Origin of the sequence: Halopseudomonas xiamenensis (assembly GCF_014219065.1) — a bacterium.
GTDB classification, from domain to species: domain Bacteria; phylum Pseudomonadota; class Gammaproteobacteria; order Pseudomonadales; family Pseudomonadaceae; genus Halopseudomonas; species Halopseudomonas xiamenensis.
On sequence record NZ_JACLGO010000004.1, the window covers coordinates 17,221 to 33,919 of the forward strand.

Below are 16,699 nucleotides of genomic sequence, written 5' to 3' on the forward strand. Positions count from 1 at the left end.
GCGCGCCCCGTGGGAGCGCCGCCTCGGCGCGAAGCGGGCTGCCAGAAGGAAGATCAGAGGGGCTGGTCGATACGCAGGACGATGTCCTGGCCTTGCTCGCCGACGACCGTATCCACGGCCTGGGCCGCATGGGTGGCCTGCATCACATCGCTGTTGGCCGAGATACGCGCGCTCACCTGCAGCGCCTGCCCCGGCTGCAGGGTGACGCCGGGCATCAGTGCGTCACTGCTGTCCAACACCACCTGCGCCGGCAGGCTGTCCTTGCTCAGGCGTTCGGCGAACAGCGGCATCGGCGGGCCATCGGGCGCCCGGGCGGAAATGAATACCACGGCGCTGTCGTCAAACTGCGCCGCCAGCTCGTCGGCCAGCTCCACACGCAGGCTGATCTGCGGTTGTTCCTCGGCAGCGGTCGCATCGGCCGGCTCACTGGTTTGCTGCATGCGCTCACGGGCACGGTCGATACCGCCCTGGATGGCGCGAGCGCCATCGCTGTCAGGCGGCATGCCGGCCTTGAGACGCTCCCAGTAGTCGATGGCGTTGACATATTGACCGGACTCAAACGCGGCAATACCCAGCAGTCCCAGCGCTGTCGGCTCGAAGGGATTCAGCTCCAGGGCTCGATCCAGTGCAGCGGTCGCCTCGCTGTCCAGCGCATTGGCGTTGGCAAAGAACCGTGCCTGTGCCAGTTGCGCCAGCACCTCGGGCCGTTCACCGATGCGCTGCAGGCTGTTGCCGAACGCCTGCACGGCTTCATCGGGCCGCTGGTCAGTCAGATAGGCGCGACCGAGCATGTACCAGGCCTCACCATTAGCCGGCTGCACCTCGGTGATCCGCTCCATGCGGTCGATATAGCCGGCCAGGCTGTCCGGCATCGGGTTGTGTTCCATTTCCCGCAGCAGCGACAGGCCGGCCGGGTTGCCCCAGCTCATGTACAGGGCGATGACCACCAGCGGCAACGCACCGGCGGCCAGGATCAGCGGCCAGGGCCCACCGCGGTGCAGTGGCCGGCGTGCCTCGTCGGCCCTGGCGGTATCTTCCAGCAGCAGCTTGCCGGCTTCTTCCTTGGCCGCGGCGTGCTGTTCGGCTGTCAGTTCGCCAGCCGCCAGTTGCGCATCCAGTTCAGTCAGGCGCTCTTCATACAGCGCCACGTTGAGGCCGGTGCGATCGATCCTGCTCTGGCCGCGCAGCTTCCATACCGGCCAGACCACAATAAGCATGCCCGCCAGCATCAGCAGCGCGCTATACAACCAGAAATCTGTCATCAGGCGTCTTCTTCTCTTTCCAGCAGGGATTGCAGACGTTGTTGCTCGTCCTTACTCAGGTGCTGCGTGGCGGATGCCCGCAGGGCCCGCTGGCGACGGCGCAGCAGCACCAGCAGGAAGACGAATCCGCCCAGCAGCATGGCCGCCGGAGCGAACCACAGCACCATGGTGGCGGGCGTCAGGGCGGGCTTGTAGCGTACGAACTCGCCGTAACGCTCGACCATGAAGTCGACGATTTCCCGGTTGCTCCTGCCTTCGCCGAGCATGCGGTGCACCTCCCGGCGCAGGTCGGTGGCGATCGGCGCATCGGAGTCGGCGATGTTCTGGTTCTGACATTTGGGGCAACGCAGTTCGCTACTGATTGCGTAGAAACGCTTGCGCTGCTCCTCGGTCTCGAAGTCGTAGGTGTCGATGGCGGCCAGTGCCATCGGCGCCAGCAGTACCAGCAATACCAGCCAGATACGTCTGCTCATGGTTGTGCCTCCTGCCCGGCCCTGTCCAGCAGTGCCTGGTAGCGCGGGCCGAGCTCGTCGTTCCACACCCGGTCGTCCACTGCACCTATGTATTTGTAATGGATAACACCGGCGGTATCGACCAGGAAGGTTTCCGGTGCCCCATACACGCCCAGATTGACACCCAGGCTGCCCTGGGGATCCTCGACGTTGAGCTGATAGGGGTTGCCCAGCTCATCCAACCATCTACGTGCGGCTTCGCTGTTGTCCTTATAGTTGACCCCATGAATCACCACGCCCTGCTCGGCCAGCTTATTGAAAAAGCTGTGTTCGGCACGACAGGTCGGGCACCAGGTAGCCCAGACGTTGATCAGTGCGACCTGCCCCTTGAAATCGTCCTGGCTGATGATCCGCCCAGGCTCATCCAGTGAAGGCAGGGCAAAGTCAGGCACCGGCTTGCCGATCAGCGCCGAAGGCAGCGCGCTGGGATCGATAGCCAGATCCTGCTGGGTCTTCTTGTCGTTGAGCGTCTTCATGAACAGCGCCAGCAACAGCACGAACAGTACCAGCGGAATCAGCATCCAAGATCTGCGCATCAGACCACCTCCCCGGTTGCCGCCTGCGGTGCGGTGCGGCGCTGGCGCACCCGCAGGCGATAGCGCTTGTCACTGGCCGCCAGCAGGCCACCGAGGGTCATCAGCAGACCGCCACCCCAGATCCAGCGCACGAACGGCTTGATATGCACGCGAATGGCCCAGGCGCCATTTTCCAGCGGCTCGCCCATGGCGACGAACAGGTCGCGGGTGAACCCGGCCTGGATGCCGGCTTCGGTCATCGGCATGTTCTGCACGGTGTACAGGCGCTTCTCCGGGTTCAGCACGGTGATGCGCCGGTCATTGCGGTAAACCTCGACATGCCCCTTGTCGGAGATCCAGTTCGGCCCTTCGCGGTGCGTTGCGCCGGTGAACAGGAAGCTGTAGCCGCCCAGTTCCAGGGTATCGCCCGGCGCCATGCGCAGGTCGCGCTGGCTGTCGAACAGGCTGGCGCCGACCACGCCGACCGCACAGACGGCGATGCCAATATGCGCCATGGTCATGCCCCAGTAGCTGCGCGGCAACGCCCGCATGCCACGTACCAGTCCCTTGTTGCGCGACTTGTCGAGAATGTCGCGCAGGCTGGCGCCGGTCACCCAGAACACCAGGAACAGCATGCTGCCGACTGCCAGGTGATGGTCACCGATCCAGATCGCCAGGGCCACGGCACCGATCGCCGAGAGGATCAGCACCCACTTCAGCTGACCCACCAGCCACTTGACCGGGGTGTCCTTCCAGCGGGTCAGCACGCCGACGCCCAGCGCCAGCATCAGTACCGCCATCAAGGGCACGAACAGCGCATTGAAGTACGGCGGGCCGACCGAGACCATGGTGCCGGTCAGCGAATCCAGCGCCATCGGGTACAGGGTGCCCAGCAGCACCATCAGGGTCGCCACCACTAGGATCACGTTGTTGATCAGCAGCAGGGTTTCCCGTGACCACAGGGCAAAGCCGATCTGACTCTTGACCACCGGTGCACGCAGCGCATACAGCGCCAGCGAGCCGCCGACCACCACCAGCAGAAAGCCGAGGATGAACACCCCACGCTCCGGATCGGTAGCGAAGGCGTGGACCGAGGTCAGCACCCCGGAACGCACCAGGAAGGTCCCCAGCAGGCTCAGGGAGAAGGCGGCGATGGCCAGCAGTACCGTCCAGCTCTTGAACACCCCACGTTTCTCGGTCACCGCCAGCGAATGGATCAGCGCGGTGCCCACCAGCCAGGGCATGAAGGAGGCATTTTCCACCGGGTCCCAGAACCACCAGCCACCCCAGCCCAGCTCGTAGTAGGCCCACCAGGAGCCGAGCACGATGCCCAGGCCGAGGAACGCCCAGGCGACGATGGTCCAGGGCCGCGACCAGCGTGCCCAGGCCGCGTCCAGCCGTCCGCCGAGCAGCGCGGCGATGGCGAAGGCGAAGGCCACCGAGAAACCGACATAGCCCATGTACAGCATCGGCGGGTGCACGATCAGGCCGAAGTCCTGCAGCAGCGGGTTGAGGTCGTTGCCGTCCGCCGGGAAGTACGGCAGCTGGCGGTCGAAGGGGTTGGAGGTCATCAGCATGAACAGCAGGAAGCCGACGCTGATCATGCCCATCACCGCCAGTACGCGGCTGAGCATCTCCTCGGGCAGGTCGCGGGAGAAGATCGCCACGGCGAAGGTCCAGCCCGCGAGAATCAACGCCCACAGCAGCAGCGAGCCTTCATGCCCGCCCCATACCGCGCTGACGCGGTAGTACCAGGGCAGTGCGGAGTTGGAGTTCAGCGCCACGTAGGTCACGCTGAAGTCGTTGCTGACGAAGGCATGCACCAGGCAGATGAAGGCGAACAGCACGAACAGGCACTGGGCCAGTGCCGCCGGCTGGGCGAAGCCCATCGCCAGGCTGTCGCCACGCCAGGCGCCGTATAGCGGTATGGTGGCCTGCAGCAGCGCCAGTACCAGCGCGATGATCAGCGCGATCTGTCCAAGCTCGGGAATCATGCGGCCTCCGGATCAGTTGGCGGCGGGCGGCGTGTAGCCGTCCACCTTCATGTGTTCGACCTTTTCCAGGGCCTGGGCCACTTCCGGCGGCATGTATTCCTCGTCGTGCTTAGCCAGCACTTCGTCGGCGATCAGCACGCGGTCCTGGTTCAGCCGGCCCAGGGCGACTATGCCCTGCCCTTCACGGAACAGGTCCGGCAGGATGCCGCTGTAGGAAATGGTCACCTGCTCGGCGCCATCGGTGACGTCGAAGGTCACATCCAGGCTGTCGCTGGAGCGCCGCACACTGCCGGCCACCACCATGCCGCCGGCGCGAATGCGCGCCTCCTCCGGTGCCACGCCGGTGGCGATCTCGGTTGGCGTGTAGAACAGGTTGATGTTCTGCCGCAGGGCACCGAGTGCCAGGGCCACGGCGACGCCGACCCCGAACACGACCAACAGAACCAGCACCAGGCGTTTCTTGCGCTGCGGATGCATTACATCACCTCCCGACGGCGGCGGCGCGCCTCTTCATTGACCAGGCGCCGACGGGCCAGCCACGGCTGCACCACATTCAGCGCCAATACGAACAGGGTTATGGCATAGGACGACCAGACATAGATGCCGTGCCCGCCCATGCCCAGCATGTCACTCAGGCTGTTCATGACAGTTTCTCCAACGTCTCGCGCACCCAGCGGGTCTTCTGCTCACGACGCAGGACCTCGAGCCGCATGCGCATCAGCAGGCTGACGGTGAACAGGGCATAGAAGCCCAGCACCATCAACAGCAGCGGCAACCACATTTCCACCGGCATGGCCGGTTTCGCGGTGACCTTGAAGGTCGCCGGCTGGTGCAGGGTGTTCCACCAGTCCACCGAATACTTGATGATCGGGATGTTCACCGTGCCGACGATCGCCAGCACCGCGGTGGCCTTGGCCGAGGTCTCGCGGTTGCTGATCGCCTGGCCCAGGGCGATGATGCCGAAATACAGGAACAGCAGGATCAGCATCGAGGTCAGGCGCGCATCCCATACCCAGTAGGTGCCCCAGGTCGGCTTGCCCCAGATGGCGCCGGTGAGCAGGGCAACGAAAGTCATCCAGGCGCCGATCGGTGCCGCGCACTTGAGCGCCACGTCCGCCAGTTTCATGCGCCAGACCAGGCTGACCACACCGGCCACCGCCAGCATCATGTAGCAGGACTGGGCGACGAAGGCAGCCGGCACATGGATGTAGATGATGCGGAAGCTGTTGCCCTGCTGGTAATCCTGGGGCGCGAAGAACAACCCCCAGATGCTGCCCACCACCAGCAGGGCCACACCGGCCACGGCGAACCACGGCAGCCAGCGACCGCTGATGTCATAGAACCATTTGGGCGAACCCAGCTTGTGGAAGAAACTCCAGTTCATGCGTTACCTGCTCGACCAATCATTCGCTTACTCCAATGCGCAGCCCGGCGGCGATGGCTATCGGCGCCAGCGTCAGCGCCAGTACCGCCAGGCAGCCAAGCCACAGCGCAAACCCGGTGACCGGCATACCCTGCAGCGCCGCATCCATCGCCCCGGTGCCCAGAATCAGTACCGGTATGTACAGCGGCAGTATCAGCAGCGCCAGCAGCACACCACCGCTCTTCAAACCCACCGTCAGCGCCGCACCCACCGCACCCAGCAGGCTGAGTATCGGCGTACCCAGCAGCAGGGTCAGCGCCAGCACCGGCAACGAGGACAGCGGCAGTGCCAGCATCAGCCCGAACAGCGGTGCCAGCAACACCATCGCCAGCCCCGACATCATCCAGTGATGCAGTACCTTGACCAGCACCATCAGTGCCAGCGGATGCGGTGACAGCACCCATTGCTCCAGCGAGCCGTCCTCGTAGTCACTGCGAAACAGGCCATCGAGCGACAACAGCGTCGCCAGCAGCGCCGCGACCCAGATCACGCCCGGCGCCATGGCCCGCAGCATCGAGGGCTCGGGGCCAACCGCCAGCGGGAACAGGCTCACCACCAGGGCGAAGAACACCAGCGGGTTGAGCAGGTCACCCGGGCGGCGCCAGGCCAGGCGCCACTCGCGACAGAACAACAGCCAGACGATCTGCCGCATCAGCCTACCTGCCCCAGGTCCAGACAACGCACCCCCGGCAGATGCTCGAGGCCATGGTGGGTGGTCATGATCACCAGTCCGCCGCGGGCCGCATGTTGCAGGATATGCGTCTCCAACGCGGCGACCCCGGCCTTGTCGATGGCGGTGAAAGGCTCGTCCAGAATCCACACCGGATGCTGTTCCAGATACAGGCGGGCCAGGGCCACGCGACGCTGCTGGCCGGCCGACAGATTATGGCAGGGGACATCCTCGAAGCCACGCAGGCCGACCTGCTCCAGCGCCTGCCAGATGTGATCATTGGCCACCGGACGGCTCAGTGCACACAACCAGGCCAGGTTTTCCTCGGCGGTCAGTGCGCCCTTCACCGCCGGTGCATGACCGATATACAGTCGCTGCTGTCGCCAGTTCTCCCGGCCGACACCACTGAACACCGACTCGCCACCGTAGCGCATGTCGCCTGCCGAAGGTGGCAGCAGGCCAGCCATGATGCGCAGCAGGCTGGTCTTGCCGGAGCCGTTGGGACCGGCCACCTGCAGCACCTCACCCGGCTCGAGTTGCAGCGACAGCGAAGCGAACAGCTCGCGCTGGTCGCGCTCGCAGGCCAGACTGTCCAACTCAACAGGCAGTGGCTTCACCTTTACTCCAAACCAGCAGAACGAATCACGGTCGACTCATGTTTATCGGCAGCCTGCCGCTATACTGGATGGGCGTCAGGCATGCTGTTTAATGGCGCCATTATACATACGCCCCCTACCCTGAGGGTTCTGATTTACATCAATATGTGACACACATGACGCCGGATCTGAACCTGCCACCGATCACCGCCAGCAGCCCCAGAACAGGGCCTTCCAGCCCATCTGAAAGCGCCTCCGCAGTGGCTCTGGAGCTGCTGCGTCCGATTGCCGCAGCGACCCTGGCACCAGGGGAAAGTGCCCGTGCCGAGGTGCTCGACAGCAAGGCCCAGGCCGGTCAGTTCGAAGTGCTGCTGCGCCTGGCCAAGGCCGGATCGCCGCCAGCCGAGATCAGCGTACTCAGCCGCCAGTCGCTGGAGCCGGGCAGCACCGCCACGGTACAGTCGGTCAGCCCTACCCGGCTGCTGGCGGTATTCGATGCCACACTCGGCCAGCCGGCGGCGCAGCGGACCATCAGCAGCCTGGATCCGCAGCTGTTTCCCCAGGGTAGCGTAGTGCAGGCACGCATCGTGGACAGCCAGCCGCTGCAGAATGCCGGTGAGCAGGCGCGCTTTGCGATACTGGCCAGGATACTCCAGGGCCCGGCCTCCGGCACCCTGCTGAACCTGGACAGCCTCCGCCCGGCCACCCCGGGCAGCCTGCTCACCGCCGTGGTGGCCGACAATGGCAGCCTGCAGGTGACCTCCACCAGCGAACAGATACGGCAACTGGATCTGCTGCAGGGCATGCGCACCAGCCTGCAGGCACAGGCGAGCGCCGAACCCATGCTGCGCATGCTCGACAAGCTCGCAGCGCTGCCGGACCTGCCGCCGCTGCTGCAGGCCAGCATGCGCCAGGTACTGGCGCATGTCGCCACCCCCGAGCACCTGAGCAGCACCGCCGGTGTAGCCCAGGCGATACGCCAGAGCGGGCTGTTCCTGGAAGCCAGCCTCCAGCAGCTGCAACAGGCCCTGCGCAGCCCCGCCGCCAGTACCGGGAGCACCAGCCCGGCAAACGCCGAACCGGCGCCAGTCGGGCAATTGCCGCCGTTGGCACGGCTGCTGCCGCTGCTGTCGAGTCTGGCCACGCCACCGGGAACCGAGCCGCTACCTGGTGCCGATTTCAAGGCCAGCCTGATGACCCTGCTGATCACCCTGCAGCAACAACTGCCGCCGGATGCCGGCAAGGCCCTGAGCCTGCCGCCCGGTCCCTGGCAGCAGGCGCTGGCAGTCAGGCCTGGCCTGTTCCCCCTGCCCTCGCGGGCGGTGCAGGCGCTGACCGATGCTCCCGACCTCGGCAGCCTGCTGCGCCTGACCGCCGCCCTGCTGTCGCGCATCCAGCACCACCAGTTCCAGAGCATGGGCCAGACCCAGACCTTTACCGACGGCAGCAGCCAGACGGTCTGGCAACTGGACGTGCCGCTACGCGATGGTCAGCAGTTCACCCAGGTCCAGATGCGCATCCAGCGCGACCAGCAGGCGCCGGACAAGCACAAGGCCGAGCAGACGCCGCAATGGGAAATACGCCTGGCCTTCAATCTGGAACACCTGGGTCCGCTGCAGGCTGTCGCCCGCCTGTACAAGGGCCGGGTCAGCAGCGAGTTCTGGGCCGAACAGGCCGGCACCCTGCAACTGGTCAACAACGAACTGGGACAACTGCGCGACCGCCTGCTGACCCGCGGCCTGGAGATCGGCGAGTTGAGCGTCCACCGCGGCAGCCCACCGCAGCCGCGCCAGGCGGTACAGCAACGCTGGATAGACGAGGTGACCTGAGATGAGCGAACAGCGCGAAGCCATCGCCCTGGTATATGAAGGCGGCAGCGAGGCCCCGAGCATCACCGCCAAGGGCGAAGGCGAACTGGCCGAGCGCATCATCGAGCTGGCCATGGAATATGAAGTACCTATCTACGAAAACGCCGACCTGGCCAGCATGCTCACACGCATGGAACTCGGCGACCAGATCCCCGAGGCACTGTACCGCACCATCGCCGAGATCATCGCCTTCGCCTGGCACCTGAAGGGCAAGGCGCCGGAGGGGTTCGTGCCGCCGGAGCAAGATTGATAGCCCCCGCTGCCTCGGGCGGTGCGGCTATCTGACGGGGCGCCACTCAACATCGGGTTGTCGAGCGCCTCGGGCCGCGATTGGACCGGGTCACGTTGACCGTGTCGCGATCGACTCGACGACATAGTGGCTCGGAGGCCGCAGGCGTGGCGCAGGCGCGCCACACCCCGGCTGCTGCATGAGAGCGTGGGAGCCTCGCCGGGTCGCCGCACCGCCGTGGGTGATAAGGGACTTGCCGGCAGACCGCTTACTTGTTGCCGTGCAACTTCAACATCAGCTCGGCTTCGCTGCGGGTCAGGCCGCAGGATTGCATGAGGTCGTCGAGGCTGGCGCCCATGCCGACCAGGCGGCTGGCCTGGTTGTAGGGCATGGTGTGCAGGTCCTGCTGCTCCAGACGCTGCTGCTTGTTTTCCAGGTGGGTGATCTTTTCGCGCAGGGTGATCAGTTCCTCACCCATGCGGATATTGCTCTGCTGGTACTCGGTCAGTTTCTGCGCCAGCTTGTCCAGCCGTCCACTGAGACGCGCCTCCTGCTCCAGCTGGCGCTGCGCCAGCCGCCGCTGGGCCAGGATGCCGCCGATCATGGCGGCGACCAGCACACCCAGCAGCAGACCCAGCAACAGCAGCAGCGAGCGCTCATCCATGCGCGTCAGATATCCTGCAGCTCGGCCCACTCATCTTCGGTCATCATCTTTTCCAGATCGACCAGAATGAGCAGTTCATCATTCTTGTTGCTGACGCCCTGGATGAACTTGGCCGACTCGTCGGTGCCGACGTTCGGTGCCGTTTCGATTTCCGACTGGCGCAGATAGACCACCTCGGCCACGCTGTCGACCAGGATGCCCACCACCTGGCGGTCAGCTTCGATGATGACGATACGGGTCTGGTCGGTGACCGGCGCCGGCTCCAGGCCGAAGCGCTGGCGGGTGTCGATCACGGTGACCACGTTGCCACGCAGGTTGATGATGCCCAGCACATAGGACGGCGCCCCTGGCACCGGCGCGATCTCGGAATGACGCAGCACTTCCTGCACCTGCATCACGTTGATGCCGTAGGTTTCATTATCCAGGCGGAAGGTTACCCATTGCAGGATCGGATCATCACTGCTCTGTGCGGTGTTGTTTTTCATCGGTCTCTGTTCTCGATCTTGATGGTCTCATCCTAATCGGGCACTGGCGTCTTTGCCAGCACCCGCAGCAATCATTTGCGCCAGCGCCTCGACATCCAGCAAGGCGCACATGTGTTCTATCACGGTCCCGGCCAGCCACGGCCGCTTGCCCTGCCCCGAGCGCCACTTCACCTGCTCGGGGTCCAGGCGAATCGACTGGCTCACGCCGTGCACGGCCATGCCCCAGTCATAGCCCTGCACGGAAATGACAAAGCGCAGGTTGTCGCGCAGCTCCGTCCGGTACCGCTCGGGCATGACCCAACGTGCCGTGTCCAGCACCTTGAGATTGCCGGCCTGGGTCGGCAGGATGCCGAGGAACCAGTCCGGCTGGCCGAACAGCGGGGTGATGGTATCTTCCAGGGCATGGATGGTGCCGAGGGACACCAGCGGTACGGCCAGGGTCAGGCCAGCCACATCGAACAACAGCGCTTCGAACGGTTGCTCACGCCAGGCAGGAATGACCACCGGCGGCGCGGGCTCCTCCGCCGGCGGCTCGACGATCTCCTCCACCGGCACCGGCACCCGCTCCTTCGTCACCACCACTTCGAGTACCGGCGCCGCAGCTGGCAGTGCCGGTTGCTCGACCTCGACCTCGGCCTCGGCCAGAGCCAGTTCCGCAGCGGCATCCTGCAACAACGCATCCAGATAGGACTGGATGGTCTGCTCGGGTACGTAGTGCTGTACGGGCAAGGAGTCGTTCATGTATCGCCTGTGGTTCGGGTTGATCTGCAAAGCCGGCAATCCGGGTCTATCAGCTTATCGGCAGCCGCAGGCCGATCATGAGGCGCGTCAGGCCACTTCCTTCGGTTTCGGCTGGGCCTGCACCAGCAGGTAGCGCAACAGCGCACGGTAGGCCAGCACGCCGCGGGCGTTGCTTTCCAGACGCGACGGCACCACTCCGGCCAGGCTGGCATCGCGCAGCTTGGTATCGATGGGGATATAGGCCTGCCACAGCTGGTCGGCGTAATCCTTGCGCAACATGCGCAGGGTGCTCAGCGAGGCCTGGGTGCGGCGGTCGAACAGGGTCGGCACTATGGTGAATGGCAACGCCTGGCGGCGCGAGCGATTGACCATGTTCAGCGTATGCACCATGCGTTCCAGCCCCTTCATGGCCAGGAACTCGGTCTGCACCGGCACCACCAGCTGTTCGCAGGCTGCCAGCGCGTTGATCATCGAGACCCCGAGCAGTGGCGGGCTGTCGATGATGGCGAAGTCGAAATCATGACGCAGCTGCGCCAGCGCCCGGGAGACGACCAGGCCAAAGCCGCCCTGCGCCGCCGACTGGCGCTCCAGGGTCGCCAGCGAGGTACTGGAGGGCAACAGGCGAATGGTCTCATGCGAGGTGTCGAGCAGCAGCGCCTCGGCCAGCCCCGCCGGCACCTGGCCCTGATGCTGGAACAGGTTGAACACGCTGCTGGTCAGGCGATCCGGGTCGTGGCCGAAATAGCTGGTCATCGAGCCATGCGGGTCCAGATCAACCACCAGCACACGCTTGCCCTGGTCCGCCAGCAGACCGGCAAGCGCTACAGCCGAGGTGGTTTTCCCGACCCCGCCCTTCTGATTGGCTACAGCCCACACTCTCATGCCTGTCGCTCCCGCCCTGTTGCCGTTATACCCATTGTCAGCACCTGCATCAGCCTGGCCCCGCGCCATCACCGGTCACCGCGCGCGCCTGACGCATATCCTGCATGTCAGCTGGCCCATCCTCCGCGCGCTCATGACGCCGGTCGGTATAGCGCGACACCAGCAGCACCACCCTGCGGTTGGCGCGGCGTCCGGCCGCGGTGGTGTTGTCAGCCACCGGGCGATGCTCGCCATAGCCCACCGCCGCCAGCCGCCCGGCATCGATGCCGCCGGCACTGAGCATGCGCACCACACTGGCGGCGCGGGCCGCCGACAGCTCCCAGTTGGTCGGATAGACACGGGAGCGGATCGGCACGTTATCGGTAAAGCCCTCGACATGGATCGGATTGTCGTAGGGTGCCAGGATGCCGGCGATCCTCTCGACCAAGGCAAAGGCGGTGTCCAGCGGCAATGCATCGCCACTGGGGAACAGCAGCCCGGAACTCAGTTCGATCTCGATCCACAGCTCGTTGGCATGCACGCGCAGGTCACCGACCGAAATCAGCTCACCGAAGGCCGCCTGCATGGCCTCGGCGATGCTCTCCAGCGGCTCCTGTACGGCCGCTCCGGCCTCGCCCGTCGCCGACTGCTGCGGCGCAGCCGGAGACTGGGGCGCCGGGGAGCGCGGCGTATCCTCGCCGATCTGGATCGGGTCGACGGTTTTCGGCGCCTGGCTGAACACCCCGATCAACGACTCGGTCAGCACCTTGTACTTGCCTTCGTTGACCGAGGAAATCGAGTACATGACCACGAAAAAAGCGAACAACAGGGTAATGAAGTCGGCATAGGGCACCATCCAGCGTTCGTTGTTTTCATGTTCCTGTTCGCGGCGACGACGCATGCTTCAGTCCAGGAAGCCTTCCAGCTTCATTTCGATGGAACGTGGATTTTCCCCTTCGGCAATCGACAGCAGCCCCTCCAGCAGCATCTCGCGATAGCAGGACTGCTCCAGCACCACCGCCTTGAGCTTGTTGGCGATCGGCAGCAGCAACAGGTTGGCCAGCGCCACACCGTAGATGGTCGCCACGAAGGCCACGGCGATACCGCTGCCGAGCATCGACGGATCGGCCAGGTTGCCCATCACGTGGATCAGTCCCATCACCGCACCGATGATGCCGATGGTCGGCGCATAGCCGCCCATGCTTTCGTATACCCGGGCGGCGCGCAGGTCGTTGTTCTCGCGGCTGACCAGTTCGACTTCGAGGATGCTGCGCAGGGTCTCGGTCTCGCAGCCATCGGCCAGCAGTTGCAGGCCCTTGCGGGCGAACAGGTCCGGCTCCAGGTCGGCGATCGCCTCCAGGCCGAGCAGACCGTCCTTGCGGGCGATGTTGCTCCAGTTGACCACCTGGCCGATGCCTTCGCGCAGCGGCGTCGGCGGGGCGAAGAATACCCAGCGGAACAGGACCAGGGCGCGCTTGAACACCGGCAGCGGGGTCTGGATGAACGCGGCCCCCAGGGTACCGCCGAGCACGATCAGCGCTGCCGGGCCATTGAGCAGCGCACTGATGTGCCCGCCTTCCAGGTAGTTGCCACCGATGATGGCGACGAACGCAAGGATCACCCCGATCAGGCTGAGGATATCCATCAGCCCAGCTCCGCCAGGTAGCGGCCGATCTCGTCGAGATCATAGATACCGTCGGCCAGGTTGGCCTTGGCCACCGCCATCGGCATACCGTAGATCACGCAACTGGCCTCGTCCTGGGCCCAGACCGAGCTGCCGGCCTGCTTGAGCATACGCGCACCCTCGCGCCCATCGGCGCCCATGCCGGTCAGCACGATGGCCAGCACCTTGTCCTGCAGTACCTTGGCCGCCGAGCCGAAGGTGACATCGACACAGGGCTTGTAGTTGAGCCGCTCATCCCCCGGCAGGATGCGTACCACGCCACGGCTGTCGAGCATCATCTGCTTGCCACCGGGAGCCAGCAGCGCCAGGCCGGGACGCAGGGTGTCACCGTCCTCGGCTTCCTTGACGGTGATCTGGCACAGCTTGTCCAGGCGTTCGGCGAAGGCCTTGGTGAAGGCGCCGGGCATATGCTGGATCAGCAGCAGCGGCGCCGGAAAACTGGCAGGCAGTTTGGTCAGCACCCGCTGCAGCGCTACCGGGCCGCCAGTCGAGGTGCCGATGGCGACCAGCTTGTAGTTGCGCTTGCGCGGTGCCGGGCTGCGCTTGGCCGGCTCGGCTGGCACCGGCGCAGCCGCGGCCGACGTTGCAGTCATGCGCGGTGTGCGGGTAGCCGGCGTAGTGGCACCAGGTGCCGGCGCGGCAACCGCGGCCGGCGCAGTGAAACCCAGCGAGCGGCGGTTGCTGCGCGCCAGTGCATGTACCCGGTCGCACAGCAGTTGCCGCACCTTGTCCGGGTTGCGCGAAATATCCTCGAAGTTCTTCGGCAGGTAGTCGGCGGCACCGGCATCCAGCGCGTCCAGGCTCACCCGAGCCCCTTCGTAGGTCAGCGAGGAGAACATCAGCACCGGGGTCGGCTGGCGCTGCATGATCTGGCGCACCGCGGTGATGCCGTCCATGACCGGCATCTCGTAATCCATGGTGATCACGTCCGGATGCAGGGCCAGGGTCTGCTCCACCGCCTCCTTGCCATTGGTGGCGGTGCCCACCACCTGGATCTGCGGATCGGCACTGAGTATTTCCGTCACCCGGCGGCGAAAGAATCCCGAATCATCAACCACCAGAACCTTGACCACCCCTATCCTCCTAAGCGCGTCGCGCGTAACGCCTGAGCAATCCGGGAATATCCAGGATCAGCGCGATGCGTCCATCACCGGTAATGGTTGCTCCAGCCATGCCGGCCGTGCCATGCAGCATGCGGCCCAGCGGCTTGATCACCACCTCTTCCTGCCCGACCAACTGGTCGACGACAAAGCCGACCCGCTGCGTACCCACCGACACTATCACCACGCTGGCAGCGGAGCGATCGGCGCTGCCCTCGGCGCCCGGCATCAGCCAGCGCTTGAGCCAGAACAATGGCAACGCCTTGTCGCGCACCACTATCACTTCCTGACCATCGACCACGTTAGTACGCGACAGGTCCAGGCTGTAGATTTCGTTAACGCTGACCAGCGGCAGGGCGAAGGCCTGGTCACCGAGCATGACCATCAGCGTCGGCATGATGGCCAGGGTCAAGGGTACCTTGATCGAGATCTGCGTGCCCTTGCCCTTGGTCGACTCGATGGCGATGGTGCCATTGAGCTGGGCGATGCGGGTTCTGACCACGTCCATGCCGACACCCCGGCCGGACACATCGGAAACCTCGGTCTTGGTCGAGAAGCCGGCAGCCAGGATCAGATTGAAGCACTCGCTCTCGCTCAACCGCTCGGCGGCATCGCGATCCATCATGCCCTTCTCCACCGCCTTGGCGCGCAGCACCTCGGGGTCCATGCCACGCCCGTCATCGGTGATGGTCAGCAGAATATGGTCACCTTCCTGACGTGCGGCAAGCACCATCTGGCCGACCCGCGGCTTGCCGGCAGCCTCGCGCTCATCAGGCAGCTCGATGCCATGGTCGACCGAGTTGCGCACCAGGTGCACCAGTGGATCGGCCAGTGCTTCGACCAGGTTCTTGTCCAGGTCGGTGTCCTCACCGATCAACTCCAGGGTGATTTCCTTCTTCAGGTTGCGCGACAGGTCACGCACCACCCGCGGGAAACGCCCGAACACCTTCTTGATCGGCTGCATGCGGGTCTTCATCACCGAGGCCTGCAGGTCGGCGGTGACCACATCCAGGTTGCCGACCGCCTTGGCCAGCTCCTCATCATCGCTACCCACGCCCAGGCGCACCAGGCGGTTGCGCACCAGCACCAGCTCGCCGACCATGTTCATGATCTCGTCCAGCCGGGCGGTATCCACCCGTACCGTGGTTTCGCTGGCTGGCGCCTCGGCAGCGGAGTCGGCCTTCTTTTCCGCCCGGGGCGCAGCAGCCGGCACGGGGGCGGACTGAGGCTTGGGCTGGGGTGCTGGTGATGGGGCGGCGGCCGCTGGTGGTGGACTGCTGGCAGCCGGGGATGCGGCCACACCTGTGCCCGGCCCCTTGCCGGTGCCGTGCAGCTCGTCCAGCAGCGCCTCGAACTCATCGTCGGTGATCAGTTCCGCGTCAGCGGCCGGCGCGCTCGCGGTCGCCGGTGGCGGCGTATCGTCAGTGCCGCCCGGCCCCTTGCCGGTGCCGTGCAACTGGTCGAGCAGCGCCTCGAATTCATCATCGGTGATTTCGTCACTGGAGGTAACGGCGGTATCGGCTGCCACTGAATCCTCGTCCGGGGTGACGTGCAGAGCCTCGAGCAGCAGCTCGAACTCATCGTCGGTGATATCCCCTGCTTCGGTTTCCGTGGCCTCGGTGCTGTCAGCAACTGCAGCGCTGTCCTCGACCACCACCGGCAGCGCGGCGGACTCCGCCGGTTCGACGGCGGTTGCTGCGGCCGGCTGCGCCAGCGCCGACAGCGAACTCAGCAGTTGCGGCTCGGCCGGGGTCGGCTCCTCACCTTCACGCACTTCGGCAAACATGCTGTTGATGGTATCCAGTGCCTGCAGCACCACATCCATCAGCTCGGCATCGACCTGCCGCTCACCCTTGCGCAGGATGTCGAAGACATTCTCGGCAATATGGCAACAGGCAACCAGGGCGTCGAGCTGGAGAAAGCCGGCACCGCCCTTGACCGTATGGAAACCACGGAAAATGGCATTGAGCAGATCGGTATCGCCAGGGCGGTTTTCCAGTTCGACCAGCTGTTCCGACAGCAACTCCAGGATTTCTCCGGCTTCCACCAGAAAGTCCTGGAGAATCTCTTCATCCGCATCAAAGCTCATTCAGTG

At 65.0% G+C, this 16,699-nt stretch carries 19 protein-coding genes; 2 read left to right on the forward strand and 17 right to left on the reverse strand.

The features are described 5' to 3' along the window. Positions 1–53: 53 nt before the first annotated feature. From ccmI to ccmA, 9 genes are read right to left on the reverse strand one after another with little or no spacing between them, the layout of a single operon-like run. Positions 54–1,262, reverse strand: a complete 1,209-nt coding sequence (ccmI, locus tag H6X51_RS03620; protein ID WP_185266153.1) for a c-type cytochrome biogenesis protein CcmI — start codon at positions 1,260–1,262, stop codon at positions 54–56. Further along, positions 1,262–1,735, reverse strand: a complete 474-nt coding sequence (locus H6X51_RS03625; protein ID WP_185266154.1) for a cytochrome c-type biogenesis protein — start codon at positions 1,733–1,735, stop codon at positions 1,262–1,264. Before H6X51_RS03625 ends, ccmI begins: the two co-directional genes overlap by 1 nt. Next, positions 1,732–2,310, reverse strand: a complete 579-nt coding sequence (locus H6X51_RS03630; RefSeq protein WP_185266155.1) for a DsbE family thiol:disulfide interchange protein — start codon at positions 2,308–2,310, stop codon at positions 1,732–1,734. The genes H6X51_RS03625 and H6X51_RS03630 overlap by 4 nt, the downstream gene beginning before the upstream one ends. Beyond that, positions 2,310–4,283: a heme lyase CcmF/NrfE family subunit gene (locus H6X51_RS03635; RefSeq protein ID WP_185266156.1), complete on the reverse strand. Its 1,974-nt coding sequence runs from the start codon at positions 4,281–4,283 to the stop codon at positions 2,310–2,312. The genes H6X51_RS03630 and H6X51_RS03635 overlap by 1 nt, the downstream gene beginning before the upstream one ends. 12 nt (positions 4,284–4,295) lie before the next feature. Next, positions 4,296–4,760, reverse strand: a complete 465-nt coding sequence (gene ccmE / locus H6X51_RS03640; RefSeq protein ID WP_185266157.1) for a cytochrome c maturation protein CcmE — start codon at positions 4,758–4,760, stop codon at positions 4,296–4,298. Further along, positions 4,760–4,927: a heme exporter protein CcmD gene (gene ccmD, locus H6X51_RS03645; protein ID WP_185266158.1), complete on the reverse strand. Its 168-nt coding sequence runs from the start codon at positions 4,925–4,927 to the stop codon at positions 4,760–4,762. The genes ccmE and ccmD overlap by 1 nt, the downstream gene beginning before the upstream one ends. Then, on the reverse strand, positions 4,924–5,667 hold the full coding sequence (locus tag H6X51_RS03650) for a heme ABC transporter permease (protein ID WP_185266159.1): 744 nt from the start codon (positions 5,665–5,667) through the stop codon (positions 4,924–4,926). Before H6X51_RS03650 ends, ccmD begins: the two co-directional genes overlap by 4 nt. Before the next feature lie 19 nt (positions 5,668–5,686). Next, positions 5,687–6,358, reverse strand: coding sequence for a heme exporter protein CcmB (gene ccmB, locus H6X51_RS03655; RefSeq protein WP_185266160.1), 672 nt, complete (start codon positions 6,356–6,358; stop codon positions 5,687–5,689). Continuing rightward, positions 6,358–6,993 carry a cytochrome c biogenesis heme-transporting ATPase CcmA gene (ccmA, locus tag H6X51_RS03660; protein ID WP_185266161.1) on the reverse strand — a complete coding sequence of 212 codons (636 nt, stop codon included), beginning with the start codon at positions 6,991–6,993 and terminating at the stop codon, positions 6,358–6,360. Before ccmA ends, ccmB begins: the two co-directional genes overlap by 1 nt. A 155-nt stretch (positions 6,994–7,148) precedes the next feature. On the opposite strand from ccmA, the gene fliK reads away from it, so the two are divergent. Continuing rightward, the gene (gene fliK, locus H6X51_RS03665; protein WP_185266162.1) at positions 7,149–8,801 is read left to right on the forward strand and encodes a flagellar hook-length control protein FliK; all 1,653 of its coding nucleotides are present in this window, start codon (positions 7,149–7,151) and stop codon (positions 8,799–8,801) included. A 1-nt stretch (position 8,802) separates the two neighbouring features. Continuing rightward, positions 8,803–9,090: an EscU/YscU/HrcU family type III secretion system export apparatus switch protein gene (locus H6X51_RS03670; protein WP_185266163.1), complete on the forward strand. Its 288-nt coding sequence runs from the start codon at positions 8,803–8,805 to the stop codon at positions 9,088–9,090. Between the two features lie 247 nt (positions 9,091–9,337). Here the strand turns inward: H6X51_RS03670 and H6X51_RS03675 are convergent, their stop codons facing one another. The 8 genes from H6X51_RS03675 to H6X51_RS03710 all read right to left on the reverse strand — a co-directional run bounded on the left by H6X51_RS03675 (position 9,338) and on the right by H6X51_RS03710 (position 16,693). Then, positions 9,338–9,733 carry a DUF2802 domain-containing protein gene (locus H6X51_RS03675; protein WP_185266164.1) on the reverse strand — a complete coding sequence of 132 codons (396 nt, stop codon included), beginning with the start codon at positions 9,731–9,733 and terminating at the stop codon, positions 9,338–9,340. A 5-nt stretch (positions 9,734–9,738) separates the two neighbouring features. Next, positions 9,739–10,218, reverse strand: a complete 480-nt coding sequence (locus H6X51_RS03680; RefSeq protein WP_185266165.1) for a chemotaxis protein CheW — start codon at positions 10,216–10,218, stop codon at positions 9,739–9,741. Between the two features lie 27 nt (positions 10,219–10,245). Then, on the reverse strand, positions 10,246–10,959 hold the full coding sequence (locus tag H6X51_RS03685) for a CheW domain-containing protein (RefSeq protein WP_185266166.1): 714 nt from the start codon (positions 10,957–10,959) through the stop codon (positions 10,246–10,248). An 87-nt stretch (positions 10,960–11,046) separates the two neighbouring features. Then, on the reverse strand, positions 11,047–11,841 hold the full coding sequence (locus H6X51_RS03690) for a ParA family protein (protein WP_185266167.1): 795 nt from the start codon (positions 11,839–11,841) through the stop codon (positions 11,047–11,049). A gap of 49 nt (positions 11,842–11,890) precedes the next feature. Beyond that, a complete protein-coding gene (motD, locus tag H6X51_RS03695; protein ID WP_185266168.1) occupies positions 11,891–12,721 on the reverse strand; it encodes a flagellar motor protein MotD in 831 nt (276 codons plus the stop codon). Between the two features lie 3 nt (positions 12,722–12,724). After that, complete coding sequence (locus H6X51_RS03700) at positions 12,725–13,465, reverse strand: flagellar motor protein (RefSeq protein ID WP_185266169.1); 741 nt, start codon at positions 13,463–13,465, stop codon at positions 12,725–12,727. Continuing rightward, complete coding sequence (locus H6X51_RS03705) at positions 13,465–14,577, reverse strand: protein-glutamate methylesterase/protein-glutamine glutaminase (protein WP_185266170.1); 1,113 nt, start codon at positions 14,575–14,577, stop codon at positions 13,465–13,467. The genes H6X51_RS03700 and H6X51_RS03705 overlap by 1 nt, the downstream gene beginning before the upstream one ends. A 10-nt stretch (positions 14,578–14,587) precedes the next feature. Then, positions 14,588–16,693, reverse strand: a complete 2,106-nt coding sequence (locus H6X51_RS03710; RefSeq protein WP_185266171.1) for a chemotaxis protein CheA — start codon at positions 16,691–16,693, stop codon at positions 14,588–14,590. Positions 16,694–16,699 lie beyond the last annotated feature (6 nt).